At 51.4% G+C, this 17,700-nt stretch carries 11 protein-coding genes; 1 reads left to right on the forward strand and 10 read right to left on the reverse strand.

From position 1 onward, the window contains the following. Nucleotides 1–297: 297 nt before the first annotated feature. The 9 genes from IPN95_20455 to IPN95_20495 all read right to left on the reverse strand — a co-directional run bounded on the left by IPN95_20455 (nucleotide 298) and on the right by IPN95_20495 (nucleotide 14,554). Entirely contained in the window at nucleotides 298–909 is a 612-nt protein-coding gene (locus IPN95_20455; protein MBK9451740.1) for a T9SS type A sorting domain-containing protein, read from the reverse strand. Next, nucleotides 906–5,363, reverse strand: coding sequence for an HYR domain-containing protein (locus tag IPN95_20460; GenBank protein ID MBK9451741.1), 4,458 nt, complete (start codon nucleotides 5,361–5,363; stop codon nucleotides 906–908). Before IPN95_20460 ends, IPN95_20455 begins: the two co-directional genes overlap by 4 nt. A 487-nt stretch (nucleotides 5,364–5,850) precedes the next feature. Next, nucleotides 5,851–8,790, reverse strand: a complete 2,940-nt coding sequence (locus IPN95_20465) for an HYR domain-containing protein (protein ID MBK9451742.1) — start codon at nucleotides 8,788–8,790, stop codon at nucleotides 5,851–5,853. Nucleotides 8,791–9,439: 649 nt separating this feature from the next. Beyond that, the gene (locus tag IPN95_20470) at nucleotides 9,440–10,687 is read right to left on the reverse strand and encodes a CinA family nicotinamide mononucleotide deamidase-related protein (protein ID MBK9451743.1); all 1,248 of its coding nucleotides are present in this window, start codon (nucleotides 10,685–10,687) and stop codon (nucleotides 9,440–9,442) included. A gap of 303 nt (nucleotides 10,688–10,990) precedes the next feature. Then, the gene (locus IPN95_20475; protein ID MBK9451744.1) at nucleotides 10,991–11,386 is read right to left on the reverse strand and encodes a biopolymer transporter ExbD; all 396 of its coding nucleotides are present in this window, start codon (nucleotides 11,384–11,386) and stop codon (nucleotides 10,991–10,993) included. After that, the gene (locus IPN95_20480; GenBank protein ID MBK9451745.1) at nucleotides 11,376–12,083 is read right to left on the reverse strand and encodes a MotA/TolQ/ExbB proton channel family protein; all 708 of its coding nucleotides are present in this window, start codon (nucleotides 12,081–12,083) and stop codon (nucleotides 11,376–11,378) included. Before IPN95_20480 ends, IPN95_20475 begins: the two co-directional genes overlap by 11 nt. A gap of 262 nt (nucleotides 12,084–12,345) precedes the next feature. Continuing rightward, nucleotides 12,346–12,705 (reverse strand): hypothetical protein, encoded by a 360-nt coding sequence (locus IPN95_20485; GenBank protein MBK9451746.1) that lies wholly within the window; start codon nucleotides 12,703–12,705, stop codon nucleotides 12,346–12,348. Between the two features lie 105 nt (nucleotides 12,706–12,810). Next, nucleotides 12,811–13,617 (reverse strand): class I SAM-dependent methyltransferase, encoded by an 807-nt coding sequence (locus IPN95_20490; protein ID MBK9451747.1) that lies wholly within the window; start codon nucleotides 13,615–13,617, stop codon nucleotides 12,811–12,813. Nucleotides 13,618–13,645: 28 nt separating this feature from the next. Beyond that, a complete protein-coding gene (locus IPN95_20495) occupies nucleotides 13,646–14,554 on the reverse strand; it encodes a hypothetical protein (GenBank protein ID MBK9451748.1) in 909 nt (302 codons plus the stop codon). Between the two features lie 289 nt (nucleotides 14,555–14,843). Between IPN95_20495 and IPN95_20500 the strand changes: the two genes are divergently transcribed. Continuing rightward, nucleotides 14,844–15,947 carry a DegT/DnrJ/EryC1/StrS family aminotransferase gene (locus IPN95_20500; GenBank protein MBK9451749.1) on the forward strand — a complete coding sequence of 368 codons (1,104 nt, stop codon included), beginning with the start codon at nucleotides 14,844–14,846 and terminating at the stop codon, nucleotides 15,945–15,947. Between the two features lie 20 nt (nucleotides 15,948–15,967). Here the strand turns inward: IPN95_20500 and IPN95_20505 are convergent, their stop codons facing one another. Beyond that, complete coding sequence (locus tag IPN95_20505) at nucleotides 15,968–17,638, reverse strand: hypothetical protein (GenBank protein ID MBK9451750.1); 1,671 nt, start codon at nucleotides 17,636–17,638, stop codon at nucleotides 15,968–15,970. Nucleotides 17,639–17,700: the final 62 nt, after the last annotated feature.

Genomic DNA, 17,700 nt, shown 5'->3' on the forward strand with positions numbered 1-17,700 from the left:
CGCAGAATTCAATGCGTAAGAAACATGGCGAATTCCGCGATTTTTAGGCACATTTTAGCCCAATTCACGGCATTAAGGTAGATTTTGGCGACCAAACTTCCAACCTTTCGCCCAAACTTAATGTAAGAATTTACTTAATTTTTACCCAAAGTCCTCAGAACGGCAATGTCGAGCAGCGATACCCTTTTGGTATTCGTTCAGGTAATGGCGGATGTAATTTGAAACCCAAACGCCGCAATTGGAATAAAACAGAAAAGCCACCTTTCGGTGGCTTTTCTGTTTTATTCCAAGGAAGTTTTACTGCTTCACAACGCGCTCAACGATGCGCTGGGCACCATTTTCGACGATGATCATGTAAACTCCAGCTGCATAGTCAGAGAGGCTCAACTTCATCTTGCCTTCGCCCATGGCAACATTCACCTCGGTAGCAAAGAATTGCTTGCCGTAGATGTCGGTCACTTTCACCTTGTAGGTGCCTTCGTCGCCGCAGTTGCTGCATGCAACTTCAACGTTGAGGTCACCATTGGTTGGGTTAGGGAATACGTTCATTGAGACTTTGGTATCAAGTACCTCTGCAGCAGCAGGCTGCATAGCCATTTTGTTGTTTCCAGTTGTACATGGACGTGTGCTCAAAGCATTGCATGCTCCAAGATAATCGCCGCCGTGTACCTGCTGGATGTGCTGCCTTGCGGCTGGCACAGGAATGCAATGCACCATTGCGTTGCCAACGTTTCCTGGTGGGATGTGGCAGATCGCGATGTGAACCATACCGTTGCCATTGGTAGAACCATTTCCACCTTGACCGTTTCCGGTCTGACCATTGTTGGTACCGCCTGCACATGTGATATCAATGGCGCAAACACGCACGCTGTCAACACCTGTACAGCCTTGTGCATCGGTGACAGTCACGTAGTACGTGGTAGAAACCGTTGGGCAAACGCTCTGGCTTGTAGCCGTAGAACCATTGCTCCAAGCATAAGTGTAAGGAGCACATCCGCCAGCGCCGGTGACGCTGATCGTAGCGCATGTGGAGTCAGCATAAGCTGGGAACACGATGACATCGTTGCTAGCAGTAGCGACCACGGGGTTGCCTCAGCAGTCAACGTTTGTGTACAGGTAGCGCTATTGCCGTAGATGTCAGTCGCACGGTAGGTGCGAATCACGACGCGAGCATTTCCAGCACAGCCAGTACCGGTTGCAACGTCGCCTACGTGGACGATGCCAGCAACACCACAGTTGTCAGAAGCGCCAACTGCACCAGTGTTTGCAGCAGGAATTGCAGCAACACAAGAAACAGTTACGTTCGCTGGGCAAGTGATCGATGGAGCTTCGGTATCGTTTACCGTCACAGTGAAGCTACAAGCGGCAGTATTGCCAGCTGCATCGGTTGCGACAAAGCCGTTGGAAGTTGTTCCACAGCGAGCGGGCGGAGGGGGGTGCTGCGCGTTGTCGAGAAGGCGTAGCTGACGGCAGCGCCGCACGTTGTCATTGCTTACGTCACGTTGGCGGGCAGTGCACGGGCTTGGTTCGTTTGCACGTGAAGCCGCTGCAGTGTTGCCAGATGCATCCGTTGCGACAAAGCTGTTGGTGGTGGTACCGACAGGGAAGACAGAACCGGAAGCGAGGCCGGCGCCTTGGGCGACGGAGCTGCCTGCGCAGTTGTCAGAAGAAGAAACGGCGTAGCTGACGGCAGCGCCGCAAACACCGTTGTCATTGCTCACGTTCACGTTGGCTGGGCAAGTGATCGAAGGAGCTTCGGTATCGTTTACCGTCACAGTGAAGCTACAAGCTGCAGTGTTGCCAGCTGCATCCGTTGCGACAAAGCCGTTGGTGGTGGTACCGACAGGGAAGACAGAACCCGAAGCGAGGCCGGAGCCTTGAGCGACGGAGCTGCCTGCGCAGTTGTCAGAAGAAGAGACAGCGTAGCTGACGGCAGCGCCGCAAACACCGTTGTCATTGCTTACAGTCACGTTGGCTGGGCAAGTGATCGAAGGAGCTTCGGTATCGTTTACCGTCACCGTGAAGCTACAAGCTGCAGTGTTGCCAGCTGCGTCCGTTGCGACAAAGCCGTTGGTGGTGGTACCGACAGGGAAGACAGAACCCGAGGCAAGACCGGAGCCTTGAGCGACGGAGCTGCCTGCGCAGTTGTCAGAAGAAGAGACAGCGTAGCTGACGGCAGCGCCGCAAACACCGTTGTCATTGCTCACGTTCACGTTGGCTGGGCAAGTGACCACAGGAGCTTCGGTATCATTTACCGTGACAGTGAAGCTGCAAGCAGCAGTGTTGCCAGCTGCGTCAGTAGCTACGAATGTGTTGGTGGTGGTACCGACAGGGAAGACAGAACCCGAGGCGAGGCCGGAGCCTTGAGCGACAGAGCTGCCTGCACAGTTATCAGAAGAAGATACAGCATAGTTCACGGCAGCGCCGCAAACACCGTTGTCGTTGCTCACAGTCAAGTTGGCCGAGCAAGTGATCGAAGGTGCCTCAGTATCGTTTACTGTCACGGTGAAGCTGCAAGTCGCTGCGTTGCCAGAGGCATCGGTTGCAGTTGCAGTCACAGAAGAGGTACCTACTGCGAACACGCTTCCTGAAGCAGGGCTCAGGGCAACCGTTACACCAGGGCAATTGTCGCTTGCTGTTGCGGAATAACCCACAGCAGCGCTGCACTGACCGAGGTCATTGCTCACGGTGATATTCGAAGGGCAAGTCACAACAGGAGTTTCCGTATCCAACACGGTGACGACAAATGAGCAAGAGGTAGTGTTACCGGATGCGTCGGTTGCCACAAAAGTATTGGTGGTCACACCAACTGGGAAAGTGCTTCCTGAAGAGAGACCTGCAGTCTGCGCAACGGTTACAATGCCGCAATTGTCATTGGCACCGTTTTCGTACTCATACATCGCACCGCAGACACCATTGTCGGTAGGCAGTGTGACATCATTCGCAAAAGAGGCCGAATTCAAGCTTCTGCTGCCATTGGCACGGGAAATCAAGCCGCCTGCATCGCCGCAGCTAAGATTTGGAGCCTCAGTGTCAGTGACAGTCACGGTGAAGCTACATGAGGCAGCGTTGCCAGCAGCATCAACGGCACGGAAAGTAACCGTAGTCGTTCCCACTGCGAAGGCACTGCCAGATGCTGCGCCAGCAATTTGGGTTACGCTTACGCCTGGGCAATTGTCAGATCCGCTTGCTGTAAACGATGCAACTGCAGCGCAAAGACCTGCGTCATTGGCGAGGTTGATATTCGCAGGACAAGTGACCGAAGGAGCTTCAGCATCTGTCACATTCACTGTAAAGGAGCAAGCTGCAGTGTTACCTGCGGCATCGGTTGCACCAAAAGATACAGTGCTGGATCCTACTGGAAAAAGACTACCTGATGCAGCGCCACCGGTTTGGGCGACAGATACACCTGGGCAATTGTCAGCGCCAGTTGCAGCAAAAGACACTGCTGCGCCGCACTGACCGGGATCATTGCTGACCGAAATATTAGCAGGGCAAACCACGGAAGGTGCTTCAGTATCGTTCACCGTAACGGTAAATGAGCAAGCGGCTGTGTTGCCAGAGCCGTCAACAGCTGTAAAGCTTACCGTGGAAGTTCCAATACCGAAAACGGATCCGCTTGCGCCACCGGAGGTTTGCACCACGCTGGCCGAACCACAATCATCCGTTGCGGAGGCACCATTGAAGGAGACCGTTGCGCCACATACACCACTTGCATTTCCAACAGTAATGTTGGCTGGGCAGGTGATGGTAGGAGGTGTCAAGTCAGCTGCACGCAAAACAGTGGCGCTTCCACTGGCTGGGCAACCGTTTGCATCCAATACCGAGAAGGTGTGAATGCCTTGGCTCAACCCGGTGAATGTATTCGAAGGGCCAAATGAACCGCCATCAACACTGTATTGGTAAGGGGCTGCTCCACCGGTGACACTCACAGTGAGGGTACCGTTGTTCTGACTGCATGAAGCAGGTGTGGTGGTGCCTGTTGTCACCAATGAGCTTCCGTTTGTACCTACAACGACAGTTGCATTGGCGACGCAAGAATTGCCGTCGACGACCAACACGTTATAGGTACCAGCTGCCAAACCTGAAATCGACTGGCTGAACGAAGAATAACCGCTTGGGCCAGTCCAAGAGTAGCTGATCGGCGCCGTGCCATTGGCCACGGACACAGTGGCGGAACCGTTGCTTGCTCCGCAAGTTGCAGGTGTTCCAGATCCCGTTGCAGTCATGTTGCAAGGAATCGGAACTGTGATGTTAAAGGTATAGGTACCGGTTGCCACAGATGGGCAGCCGTTGTCTTGCGCATTGATGGTCACAGAATATGTGTTACCAGCATTTGCAAGTGTAGGCGTAAAGCAGAATGTGCCGGTAGCAGAACCTGCGACACTAGAGTTGACCACAAATGTTGCGGGGGGGATGATACCGCTTGTTGCGGTCAAAGTGATCATGTTGTTGTTGGCATCGGTTGCGGAAACCGGAGTGCAGTACAACTGACCCACAGGAACCACGACGTTGGCAATCGGAGCAACAACCGGAGCAGCGTTGCTGCAATTCAAGATACGAACCTGAATGTCACGTACAACGGAGCCGATGACAACACCATTCCGGTATTCATCAGCCCTGACGCAAATGACAGCCACTTGGTTTACCACAGTCGGGGTAAAGCTCAAGGTTCCAGTGTTGGGGTTGATGGAAACGCCAGTGCTGGAGTTCAATGGGTTGAGACCACTGAATCCAGGTGCATAAGTGACCGGGTCAGAAGCGTTCAAGTCGTAGCAAGACTGAATCGAATAAACGATTGCATCGCCATCCGGATCAAAACCGTTGGGGCTCAAAGTTGCAGCCTGGTTGGCGCAGAACACACCAAATGGCCTGTTCAAGAACCTTGGGCTGCTATTTTGGATACCCGTGCGGAAGTTGGAGTAAATGTAGAGTTGCTGACTACCTGCGTTGGTCACAGTCGTGATCGCTGCATTGCGGCAGCAAAGTTGATTTGCATCTACCCTGTAGTTGGTATTGGGAGCGAGGTTGGAAACAACACCAATATAGATGTGCTCCTCAATTCCAAATGCGCCTGAAGCACTTGCACAACGGCTCAATTGGCCTGGGCAAAGCGGTGTGATGTCGATCAAACTCGAACGGGTCAGCGTCACGCCTGACACTGGAATGGCAGGTGTAAGGTTCACCAAAGTGGTTGTGCCGAGTGTGATACCGGCACAGTCACGATAAACCTTTTGGGTGAAGCGGTAGTTTTCGCCGCCGAGCCAGTCGACGATGATATCTGTTCCTGCATAGTGGGACGCTTGCACGCCCCCGGTAGTTCCAATCAACAGCAACGCGAACGCCCATAGGGTGGCCCGCATTCTGCCCCTCAAACTGCGCGATGTTCGCGCATCTGAGGTTTTACATCGTGTACTTTTCATTGCAAACATTATAAGTTTCAGTAAAGTTGAAGAAGTTGACAATCAGAAAACTAATGCGACCAATGTTCCTGCTATCTTTTGCCCTGTGATCGCCCATCTGCACACATTCACGTACTAGAATATGTAAGAACAAGACGAGCAAATACAGTTTTCCGGATAGAAAGAACTCTAGACACGCCCTAAAAGTAGACTATTCCAGCAAACAAAGCAAGTACGATTTGCAATGCGATTGTTCATTTTTCCGCGATTCAACCACTGACAAATACCCATTCCAAGCCACAAAACCTGTCAATTATCACAAAATCAGGCACCTAGAGGACCTCAAAGTGCACTTGTCAAGAAAACATATAAAGTAAGAATTCATGCAAAAACAACAAAAAGGGCCACCCTTTACAGAGTGGCCCTTTCAACCTATTAGAAGGTAAGATTATTGCTTCACAATGCGCTCGACGATACGCTGATCACCGTTCTCTACGACAATCATGTAAACGCCAGCTGCAAAACGAGACAAATCGATTTTGGCTTTTCCTGCTCCCATGGCAACATTGACATCCGTTGCAAGGAGTTGCTTGCCGTAGACGTCGGTCACCTTCAAGCTGTAGCTGCCTTCGTCGCCGCAGTTGTAGCAGGCAACGTCAACATTTACAAGACCAGAGGTCGGACTTGGGAAGACATTTACATTGATGGATGAGCCACCGGCCTGAACCATGTCGGAACCACCATTTTTGTTTGCACCGCAAACCGTAGTAGCAGTACAGTTACGGGATGTCAAGCTACCACAAGCGCCCAAGTAGTCGCCACCGTGACCGATGGTGAAGTGCTGGGTTGCAGCAGGAATTGGCAAACACTTCGTCATACCATTGTTGGCATTTCCAGGAGGAAAGTGGCAGATGGCAATGTGCTGCATAGCATTCAAGCTATTGCTTGTACCATTACCGCCCTGACCTGTTCCGCCTTGGCCGTTGTTGGTGCCGCCGCTGCATGTGATATCAATGGCGCAAACAGTCACGCTGCATGTTGCAGTACAACCTTGGGCATCGGTAACCGTCACGGTATAAGTGGTGCTTGCTGTCGGGCAAACCGAGATGCTGCTGGACTGACCGCCATTGCACCATGTGTACCTGTAAGGTCCGCAACCACCGGCAGCGCTGGCGCTGATCGTGGTGCAAGATGAGTCTTGCCATGCTGGAATGACAAACGCAGTGCCACTGCATGTTGCAACCAGCGGAGTTGCCTCGGCAGTCAACAACTGTGTGCAGCTGGATGAATTGTGATATTGGTCCTCGACCGTGTAGGTACGGGAAACGACCATTGCAGAACCGTTGCAACCGGATCCGGTGCTGGTTTCACTTACGGTCACCCCAATTCCGCCACAGTTGTCACCAACTGATACGGAGCCAAGGTCGGATGCAGGAATATCAGCAACACAATTTACCGTGACGTTTGCAGGGCATGTGATCGATGGCGCCTCATTGTCCGTAACCACAATCGTAAAGCTGCAGGAAGAGGTATTGCCATAGGCATCAGCTGCAGTGAAGGTTACCACGTGAGAACCAACTGCCAAGCAGGTACCGCTTGCACTACCACCTGTTTGCGATACGGTAGCAGATCCACAATTGTCAGTGGCAGTGGCAGCTGCAAAGGTTGCAGTTCCACAGCATGCACCCGGGTTGGTAGCCACGCTCATGTTGGCTTGGCAATGAATCACAGGAGGTGTCAAGTCGCGGGCCTCACCTACCAATGCACTTCCGGTTGCAGGGCAGCCGTTGGCATCGGTAACATCAAACGTGTGCGTTCCGACAGCCAAACCTGAGAAGGTTGCAGAGGAGCCAAACGCGCCACCATCCACACTGTAGAGATAAGGTGCAGTTCCACCGGTCACACTTACAGTCAAGGTTCCGTTGGTCTGACCGCAATTGGCAGGAGTGGTCGTTCCAGATGCGACCAAGCTGCTGCCGTTGGAGCCAACAACCACGGTTGCATTGGCGACACAGGAGTTGCCATCAACAACCAGCACATTGTATGTGCCAGCTGCAAGACCTGAATTGGACGCATTGAAGGAAGTATAACCACTTGGGCCAGTCCAAGAGTAGGTAATCGGGGCAGTACCGTTGGTCACGTTGACTGTGGCGGTACCCGTATTGCCACCACATGATGTTGGCGTGCCCGAAGCCGTTGCCGTCATGTTACATGGAAGCGGAACAGTGATATTGAAGGTCATCACGCCTGTTGCAGGTGATGGACAGGCATTGTCTACCGCATTGATGGTGACCGTGTAGGTATTGCCTACGTGGCTCAAGTTTGGCGTGAAGCAGAAGGTACCTGCTGCATTTCCTGGAGATGTCGAGTTTACAACAAATGTTGCCGGAGGAATGATACCACTCACAGCAGAAAGCGTGATGTTGTTGTTGTTGATATCTGTTGCAGTGATTGGTGTGCAGTAGTTCTGACCTACGTTTACCACCACGTTGGCAACAGGGGCGATCACCGGTGCTGCATTGCTGCAGTTGAGGATGTTGATCTGCATGTCACGTACGATAGAGCCAATCAATGTACCGTTGCGGTATTCATCGGCGCGCAAACAGATAATGGCAACCTGACCAGCCACGCTAGGGGTGAAAGTCAAAGCACCCGTGTTTGGGTTGAGCACGATAGGTGTGCTGGAGTTAAGCGGATTGACCGGGTTGAAACCAGGGTTGTAAGTAACCGACTGATTGAATCCCTGATAACAAGTCTGCAACGAATAAAGGATGGCATCGCCATCCGGATCAAAGCCGTTGGGGCTGAAAGTTGCAGGCTGATTGGCACAGAATGTACCGACAGGCCTGTTCAGGAACCTTGGCGAGCTGTTGTTGATACCCGTGCGGAAGTTCGCATAGATAAACATCAGCTGATTGGCTGCACCGGTCGTAATGGCACCGTTGCGGGCACTATTGGAAATCTGGATACGATAATCCGAATTGGCGACCAACGCAGGGGTATTGGCACGATAGATGTGCTCCTCCAAACCGAAGGTCGAGCCGCTTGGGCAAGACGATACCTGTCCAGGGCAGAGCGGTGTGATATCGGTGATAGAAATGCGTGGAAGACCCAGTCCGCCAACATTGACGTTGTTGCGAAACAAGGTGGTTGACATCGTGGATGCCAATGAAATGCCCCGGCAATCGCGGTAGACATTCTTCGTGATGCGATAGGTGTCGCCCGACAACCAATCGATCTTAAATTCTGCGCCCGCAAAGTGGGAGGCCTGAAGGCTTCCCGAGGTGCCGATCACCAGCAAAGCAAAGGCCCACATGAAAGACCTCACTCTGTTGCCAAGACATCGTGGTGTCCCTGGCCCTGTCAATTGTGTCAAAGTGCTTTTCATGCTGTCTAAAATTAATTGTTGAACTGAACACACTTAATGAATGTAACAATATGCCAGTGGATGATCGACAAAACTTCAATTCCCAAACCTACATCCTCAATAGAATTCAATCAACAAAGGAAGCAAGCAGCAAAACATCAATTATAAAATCTTACCATCTACAAGGCAACTGTGAAAGTAATTCATGTTTCCGAAGATTCCAAATTCGGAGAAGCGCCTTTTGCAAAATTTTGACTACAGCCGAAAATTCTTCCGATCACAACGTCGCCCTGATTTGAAGCAAACCCAGCCAAAAAAGACAAAAAAAGCCCATATTTCATGCATTTTTATCCTCAACGACCTTCACACCGAAAAAAAATCCCCAAGAGAACCCATGTCCGACCATCCGAATTTCCAGAAATGCAGGCTTGGCGGATAAAGACTTCCGGGCTGCAGATTCGCAGACATTCTCAAGGCTTTCTTACACACTTAATACAAACACATTCCGCAATCTCCGGCACACAAAATTGCCCACAAGAGGAAGCGGCTGTCCCGAGGGCTCCTCCACCTTCAAAAGTCAAATCCAAGAAAACATGTAAGATTTTACGCTAACAACACCGGAAACCATCCGGCGCAACCGGAGCATTCCCGATTACCCACAAAGCCCTGATCAAGACGCTTGAATGACCCTCAGCGCAAATACCAAGGCAGCGTAGGCAGCGATTTCGATGTTTACCTTCCGGTCTTTCATCAAGCGAATGTGCAGGGTTTGAGTGCCATTCGGCCCCGCGAATCCGATCCAGGCTTGAGGTTGTTGATCGGCAGGGGCATCCTTTGCAGCCTCTGCAATGCCTGTGATGGAGATGGCAAAATCTGCCCCGAGCGCATTCCTGACGCCGTCAGCCATTTCCCGAGCCACTTCTGCCGAAACAATCCCATTCGTAGAAATTGTTTCAGCAGAGACACCGAGCATTGCCACCTTTACCTCAGGCATGTAAGCGACAACTCCGCCCTTGAATACCGCCGAAATGCCACTGTGCTTCACCAGTTTCGCTGCAATCTCACCGCCGGTGCAGGACTCGGCCGTTGCAAAAGAGCGATGATTGGCGATCAACCATTCTGCAAGCAATTGATCGGGTTGTTTGTCTTCCAGCGAATAGACATATTGGGAAAACAAGGCCGCTACCTGCGCCTGAGCGGAAAGCAGGATGGCATTCAACACATCTTCCTCCTCAGGCTGTCCTTGCAGTTTCAGTTCGATTTTGGTTCCGTCGTAGCTCGGCAGATAGGCGATGGCGATATGCGGATCCAATTGGTCTTCAATTGCTTCCATTTTTTCTGCCATGCGGCTCTCGGGGATGCCTGCAGTCCGCACCACCTTTGAAATTTGCCGCGCGACCGGGTAGCGCGCCTGCAACCATGGGATGACGCGCTCCCGCAAGAGCCATTTCATCTCAAAAGGCACACCGGGCATCGAAATCAATGCCCTCCCTCCTCTTGTAAATGCCATTCCAGGTGCGGTGCCCATTTCATTTTCCAACACTTCGCAGCTCGACGGCACAAAGGCTTGCTGCCGGTTATGCTCCAACAGGGGCCGTTCCATTCGTTTCAAAAAGCCCTCGATACGGTGCAAGGTTGGTTCATGGCAGACCATTTCACCGCCAAAAAGCTCCAACAACACCTTTTTGGTAATGTCATCCTTGGTGGGCCCCAAACCTCCCGTCACCAAAACCACATCATGATCATCCAGCAATCCCACCATCGCCGCGGTGATCACCGGACCGTCATCATGAATGACAAGTGTGGCATCGACCGCATAACCGGCATTGAGCAGGGCTTCACCCATGTAGGCAGCGTTCGTGTTGACCGTGCGCCCACGCAGGAGTTCGGTGCCGATGTTGAGGAGTGCGATTTTCATAGACGATTGGAAATGAATACGGAGGAATTAGAAATTAGAAATTAGAAATGGGGGTGCGGAGCAACGGCGAAGCAAATGAGAAGAGGGGTGCGAAGCACAAACAAACATTGCTCAAGGAACCTTTGTGGGCAACCGCGTCGGCAAGAGGGAAATTTCTCATCGGTTCAAGTGATCCTTCGTGAATGGCAACCCGAGACTTTCACTAATCACTTTTCACTTACAACTTACGATGAATTGATTGGTTTTCGCTGTATGCAAAAAGGCTCCCAATGGAGCCTCTTGCCTATAACATTCTTCAACAACTTATTCTGCAGATGTCTGCAAGACCATTTTGACTTGCATGCGCATGCCGAGTTCCAGTACATCGACCATACTTTGCACGTCCAATGTGCGGTCAAGGCGCAGCACGATGGTCGGATCGGGAACCGTCTTCATCTGCTGACGGATGGCGGCCTCCAAGTTTTCAAAGGCGACCACATCCTTGCCGACGTGGTACACCTTTTCTGCCGTCACCGACACTGTGATCTGCTGCTTGTTGACCGACTCAGTGTCACTCGCCTTGGGCAACATCAGCTTGATCACCTGCGGATTGGCCACGGTGGAAACGATGAGGAAAAACAACAGCAAGAAAAACATGATGTCGTTCAACGCTCCCGTGCTCACCTCATGGTGAAATCGTGATTGCCGCTTAAGCTTCATTTGCAGGCTGATGAAGTACATTCATAAATTCATACGACTCTGCTTCCACTGCAATCGCGAAGCGGTCTACCATGGCATTCAGGAGGTGCAGGCCTCCGTAGGCGATCATTCCGACGACCAAACCGGCACAGGAGGAGATCATCTTTTCGTAGAGTCCGCCTGCAATGATGCCGATACTGATGTTGTCGGTCAAAGAGATCGAATAGAAGATCTTGATGATACCGAGAATGGTACCGATGAAGCCGAGCATCGGCGCGACACCGGAAATGATTCCTAGATAATTGATGCGCTGTGTGATGCGGCCGATCAAGACGTTGCCATAACTGCCCATGGCACCGTCAATTTCCGGGGCCGGTGTACCGAGTCGGTCCACGCCCGCACCCAGGATCTTCAGCAGAATAAAGTCACTGCCTTTACAGAGGCTTTTGGCAAGATCGATATTGCCACGACGCAAGGCATCGTACAGGGACAATACCTGACTCCGATCGACCTTCATCGACCGTTTGATGGCGATGTAACGCTCGACAATCAAATAAATCGAGACAAAAAACAGAATCATAATGGGGATCAGAACGATACCCCCCTTCAAAAAAACTTCCACGAGTGTAAGTTTTTCGGCATTCGCCCCTGAAACTGACTGGGTGACTGCCTGTGCAGCGGTTACTGCCGCGCCGGAATCCATCTGTAATCCTATCATGCAAACAAATTTTGGGCTAAACTACGTCTAAGCCTCGTGCCGCTGTCTCACGCTATGCACACCCCAAAGCCAGGGCGACAACTTTTGTGAACACTTGAACGGAAACGAAACAAAGGGTAAAGTTCAGTACAAACGCTTTTGCAGTGTTTTTTGGGGGATATACGGCAGCGGTTGATGCAAGGTTCCGCCAATGGCCGAATCAATCTGAAAACAGCTCCCTGCACGAAGGTTTCCTTGCTCAATCAAGGTTTATTCACGAAAATCAATCATGCTCCCAAATCAGTTCTGTCTTGATTTCCCCGACCCAAACCGGGCAATTCCCGTCGCCCTGTCCGGTAAGTCCACCATCGGGGGCACATATATAATTACAGTTTTCATCGACAAGGTCGTTGAACTGATCACAGCAGGCACTTGCCAGGTAATAATAGGTTTTCCCGTCCACCTCCCACCGCGTCACGGAGGTCGGCGTTGCAACAATGTCTTTCCCATCGACGGCTTTGATCTTTTCCTTGATGCAAGCCGGCGTGCCTTTGGGCAGATCCAATTTGTCACAGGCAACAAAAAGGCTAGCCATCAGCAGCAAAGCAGCAAAAAACGGGGGGCGAATTTTCCTTGTTTTCATACAACGATTGATGCTTGAAATCGAAAATCGGTTGGAATGTTTTTTTGAATTCGAACCAGATATCCAATACGATTCGTTAATCGGCTAATAAATAACCCATTATCTTCAATCCTGCATTTTCCCGACCAAGGCAAACATCATCGCGACCTTCCCTTCTGCCAACGTGCTAGGAATCCATTCGCCCGGCCTGACCTCCACCAAATTGGGAAATGCGTTGTAGGGGCTGAATGGATACTCCTGAAATTCAACAATTTGAATGCCGCGTTTGAGCAACGGTTGAATCGTTTCACCCAGACTATGGCTCCAGAAAAACTCCCGCATGCCCGCATATTCATCCGAGCCGGCATAACTCGTCGTTGCGACCTCTTCAAAGGCTTCACCACTGTTGAAATAGGGATATTCGATGGCGTAGGTTTCCCAATTGAGGCCGTACCAATGCGGGTGAAATTCGGCAATGCACAACCTGCCGCCCGGCTTGAGATAGCGGCATACCACATCGGCCCAACGGTTCAAATCCGGCAGCCAAATCAATGCGCCATAGCTCACAAAGACGATATCAAAGACTCCCGTGAGGTTTTCAGGGAGATCATAGACGGAGGATTCGATAAATGTAGCCTCCAAACCTGCTTGTTTTGCCAATTCGCGGGCTTTTGCAATCGCCGTGCTGCTGAAGTCCATCCCCGTGACAATGGCGCCGCGCCTTGCCCAAGAAAGTGTATCGAGACCAAAATGGCATTGCAAATGCAGCATCGTTTGCCCCGCGACATCACCCAAGGCATTCACTTCGGGCGACTTCAAGGCACAATTGCCTTCCAGAAAACCAGGCACATCATAAAAGGTACTGGCAACGTGCCCTTTGACACGTGCATCCCAAAGCCTTTTGTTTTCTGCAATTTTCTCGAGATCGTTCATTCGAATGCGCTGTTAAACAGGGGTTACCTTATGGTTTTGCAAATGTTTCGTAGGTGATGTTCAGGATTTCCTTGGGCAAACCAGCGGCATCGTAAGTCAAAATACAGCCGAGGCGACCCATCGTGTCGTAATTGCGGGACTCAAGCGGCTGATTGGGAACCAAGGCTTTACCCGTCATTTGCCCCTTTTCGTTGTAATAGAAATAATAGGTGCGCGGACTCGATTTCCCTGTTTCCGCTTGCTGGATCACCCTTCCCTTTTCATCCAGCTTGTTCTCATATTTCACCAATGCAACACCCTTGGGGCTGGTGATGTTCAACTCCTTTACCGTTCCATCGGGGAAATAGGTATAGCTCTCCGTTTGCCCGGAAACACCGTTTTCCAGCTTCGTAAGGCGCTTTTTTGCATCAATCGTTGAGCGAATGGTCTTTCCGTTACCCACCGAGGTTTCCGTAGTCACCCAACTGCCGTCAGGGAGAATCTCAACGGTTGCAACAGGTTTTCCCGTTTTGTCGCTGATGGTCGCCTTGGTGGATTTCCCATTCGCATCCTTTTCCCAAACATAGTTGCGGATGATCTCGGAGCGGTCAGCGGCCACGAAATTGCGCTCCTGCAGGATTTGCCCTTCCGCAGAATACGTGTAAGTCGTTTGCAGGGTGAGTTCCCCGGTGATGTTCTGAAACCGTTTTGCATCGAGCAATTGTCCGGAAGCATTGTAGTCATAGGTTTCCACGACGACATCATAATCCTTGGGAAACCGCGCACCGGGAATGTAGCGGCTCAAAACAACGCGTTTGGTTCCAGCAGGAGGCGAATATTGGTCAAACCCGCGCTCGTAAAGCATCGGTTGTGGCTGCGTATAAAGCTGCGCCGACAAATGCTGTGACAAACTCAAAAACAAGAAAGCCAATAGTCCCAAGCCAATCTGTCTTTTCATTTCGATTCTTGAAAAATGCGTTCAATGCAAATATGCAGCGATTAGGCAAAACTTTGCAACGGAATCCGCAAGTTGCACAGACCAAAAAACCGGCCGCACGACATTCTTTCATCCACCCGATCGCATATCCAACGTTTCACAGGCGTCTTCGAATGAAAAGAAACCTCCGATCAGATTCATTATTCCCAATCTCAACTTATCTTTCGGGCAGAAAACAGGTTGAATCATCGCACCGCATCACGTCCCATATCACCGTGCCATCATTTCCGAGGAGGAAATTGCCGAAGTCGTGGCCACCCTGCGCTCAGGTTGGCTCACCACAGGCCCGCGTACCCAATTGTTTGAGCGCCGATTCTCCGAATTGAAATCCGGGAAGCCCACTGTTGCCGTCCAGAGCTGCACCGCCGGCCTGTTTCTCGCTGTACGCAGCTTGGATTTGCAGCCCGGCGACGAGGTCATCACCACACCGATGAGTTTCGTTGCAACGGCAAATGTCATCCTTCAAAACGGAGGCAAGGTCGTCTTTGCGGACATTGACCGTGCGTCGATGAACATTGATCCCGAACGCATTGCAGAGAAAATAACCCCACGCACACGCGCGATCCTGCCGGTGCACGTCGGCGGTAACCCCTGCGAAATGGACCGGATCATGGCACTTGCGGATCAACACGGGCTCGAAGTCATCGAGGATTGCGCCCACAGCATTGAATCCGAATTCCAGGGACAACCGTTGGGCACCTTCGGCTACGCCGCTTCGTTTTCTTTTTATCCCACCAAAAACATCACCACCGGAGAGGGTGGCATGCTTGTTTGCCGTGACGAATCAGTTGCCCGCAAACTGAGACTACTCAGTTCCCACGGCATCGCCAAATCGACTTGGCAACGCATGGAACTGGAACACAACCCCTTGTATGACGTGTTATTGCCGGGATTCAAATACAATATGTCTGACCTGCAGGCGGCATTGGGACTTCCGCAGCTCGACAAATTGGAGGTGATGTACAGGCGTCGTTGCGAAATCAGGAAGGCCTTTGACCAAGCCTTTGCCGGGGTTGAGGGTGTGCAGGTGGTCTCTTTGAATCCGCGGGGGAAGGCTGCCTTGCACCTTTACCTCATCTTGCTCGACCAAAACAAACCGCATTTGCAACGTCAGACCTTCATTGCAACGGCACGACAGCTCGGCGTCGAATTGTCCGTGAATTACACGCCGATCCATCTTTTCACCTACTATCGGGAAACTTTTGGCTACACAGAGGGAGACTTTCCCGTTGCCGAGGAATGCGGCGCAAGTGTGGTGAGCCTGCCGTTTTACCCGGCCATGACGGATGCCGACGTGGAACATGTGATTTCCGTTTTGACTTCCATTGCCAAGCAAAGCCAACAGGAAACCTGAGATTCAATTTCGGTTTCCAACTATTCCAAAACAGCAATGAATTCGATCGCATCGACTTCCAAACCGGGAAACCAGCCTGTTCCAATTGGCATTTTGCCGCCTTGCGAGTAGGCAAGCCGATAGCCATTTGCCAACACCGCATTTCTCAGGCTCCCCTCCTCGTCATCCAAACCAAAGACGATGTCAGGTGCTACGATTCCGCATTTCGCCTGAATATTGGGCAAATCCTCGAAAAAATAAACCAAATCCATGTTGAGACCGCCTACAAAGTTTCCCCGGTCGCGCGTGACTACACAGTCAGTGAAGTCTGCCGTGCAAAGTCCCACCAAATCGATGAATCGGAACTGCCCATAGTTCATCATGGCCAAATTATAAGCCATCATTCCGGCTTGTTGACTCAGCACTGTAACGGGTTTCCCCTTTTCCCTCCATAAGGATTCCACTTCTCTTCGTAAGGCCCAAAACGGATACACATCCCTCAAATGAATGCGGTTGTACCGCTCCGAAAAATGTATGCCAAACTGTTCCAGCTTTTCTGCCACCTCCTCCCTGACAGGATCACCCATCACCGGTGAATAGCCGGTGTTGTATCCCGTTGCCATGACCATCATGCCATAGATTGACAATGCGATCCAGGGCAAAATCAACGCGGAAACCCATTTTGAAAATAGAGTTTCCAACTCCACAAACGTCAAAAGCAACAAAAACGGGATGTAGGGAACAAGAAACCTGCCGTTTTCCATCCAATCGCCGCCTGAAACGATGACAAAGCCGAGCCCGGCGGAAACAATCGCAAGCAATAAAAATTCAACGGCAGTCGATTTCCTTCGAATGGCATTCCAAAATGCGACACCTGCACCGGCCCAGAGTATCCAAAGTTCGGGATGTACGCGTGTGGTATGCCAGACATAACGCAGTCCATTCAGCGATTTTGCCACGCCAAATCCACCGGATTTTGCGATCACTGTTTGCGGCAACCAAAATCCCGAATGCCAGATTCTCCAAACAATCACGGCGCCACCGATGACAGCGAATGCAATAGAAACCCAAATAACCATTCGGGTTTCCAACGTAAAAAGACGTCCTCCTCCAGGTTTTCCCCGCTGAACAAGAACACCATAAATCCAGGTTGCGGCCAATGCAGCAACTGCCACCATCAGGCCTTCAGGTCGCACGGTGACCACCAAAACAACCCCCAGCAACATCTCCCAGGGTCTGCGACCCGCCGAAAACGTTGCAAAGCCGTTGGCAAAAACAAGCCAGGCCACAGCGGCAAGCACACTGTCAAGCCCTCCCATCGCCCAATAGCAATATACGGATTGCAGGCCGGCAAGAATTCCAAGCAGCAGCAGGTTACGCACCCCCATTTTGCGGGCAAGGCGCAGCAAAAGGAATATCCCCAATACCCCGGAAAAAAGGATGAACCCAAAATTGAGATCCGGCAGGTATATGCCTGTGATCCGATTCAATGTGCCCAAGACGATCACCTGCAGGAGCGAGGAGCTCTGCTCCAGTGCATCCCCATTGTAATTCAGGATTTGCCCGGATGTTGCGAAGGTGTTTGCGGGCCAAAGGGTTTTGTACACATCGTCACGCCCGGTTGGGCCCAACAATACAAATCCTGCAATCAGCAACAACAATGAACCGGTCATTGCAGAAAGCCAGAGATTTGATTTCAGCGGAATACCCATTTCAAAGCAAGAACGGCATTTCCATTGAATTTGCGACCACGCCGTGGCATTAGCAAGGCGTC

The sequence above is a fragment of the Bacteroidota bacterium genome (assembly GCA_016718825.1).
Lineage (GTDB): Bacteria > Bacteroidota > Bacteroidia > J057 > JADKCL01 > JADKCL01.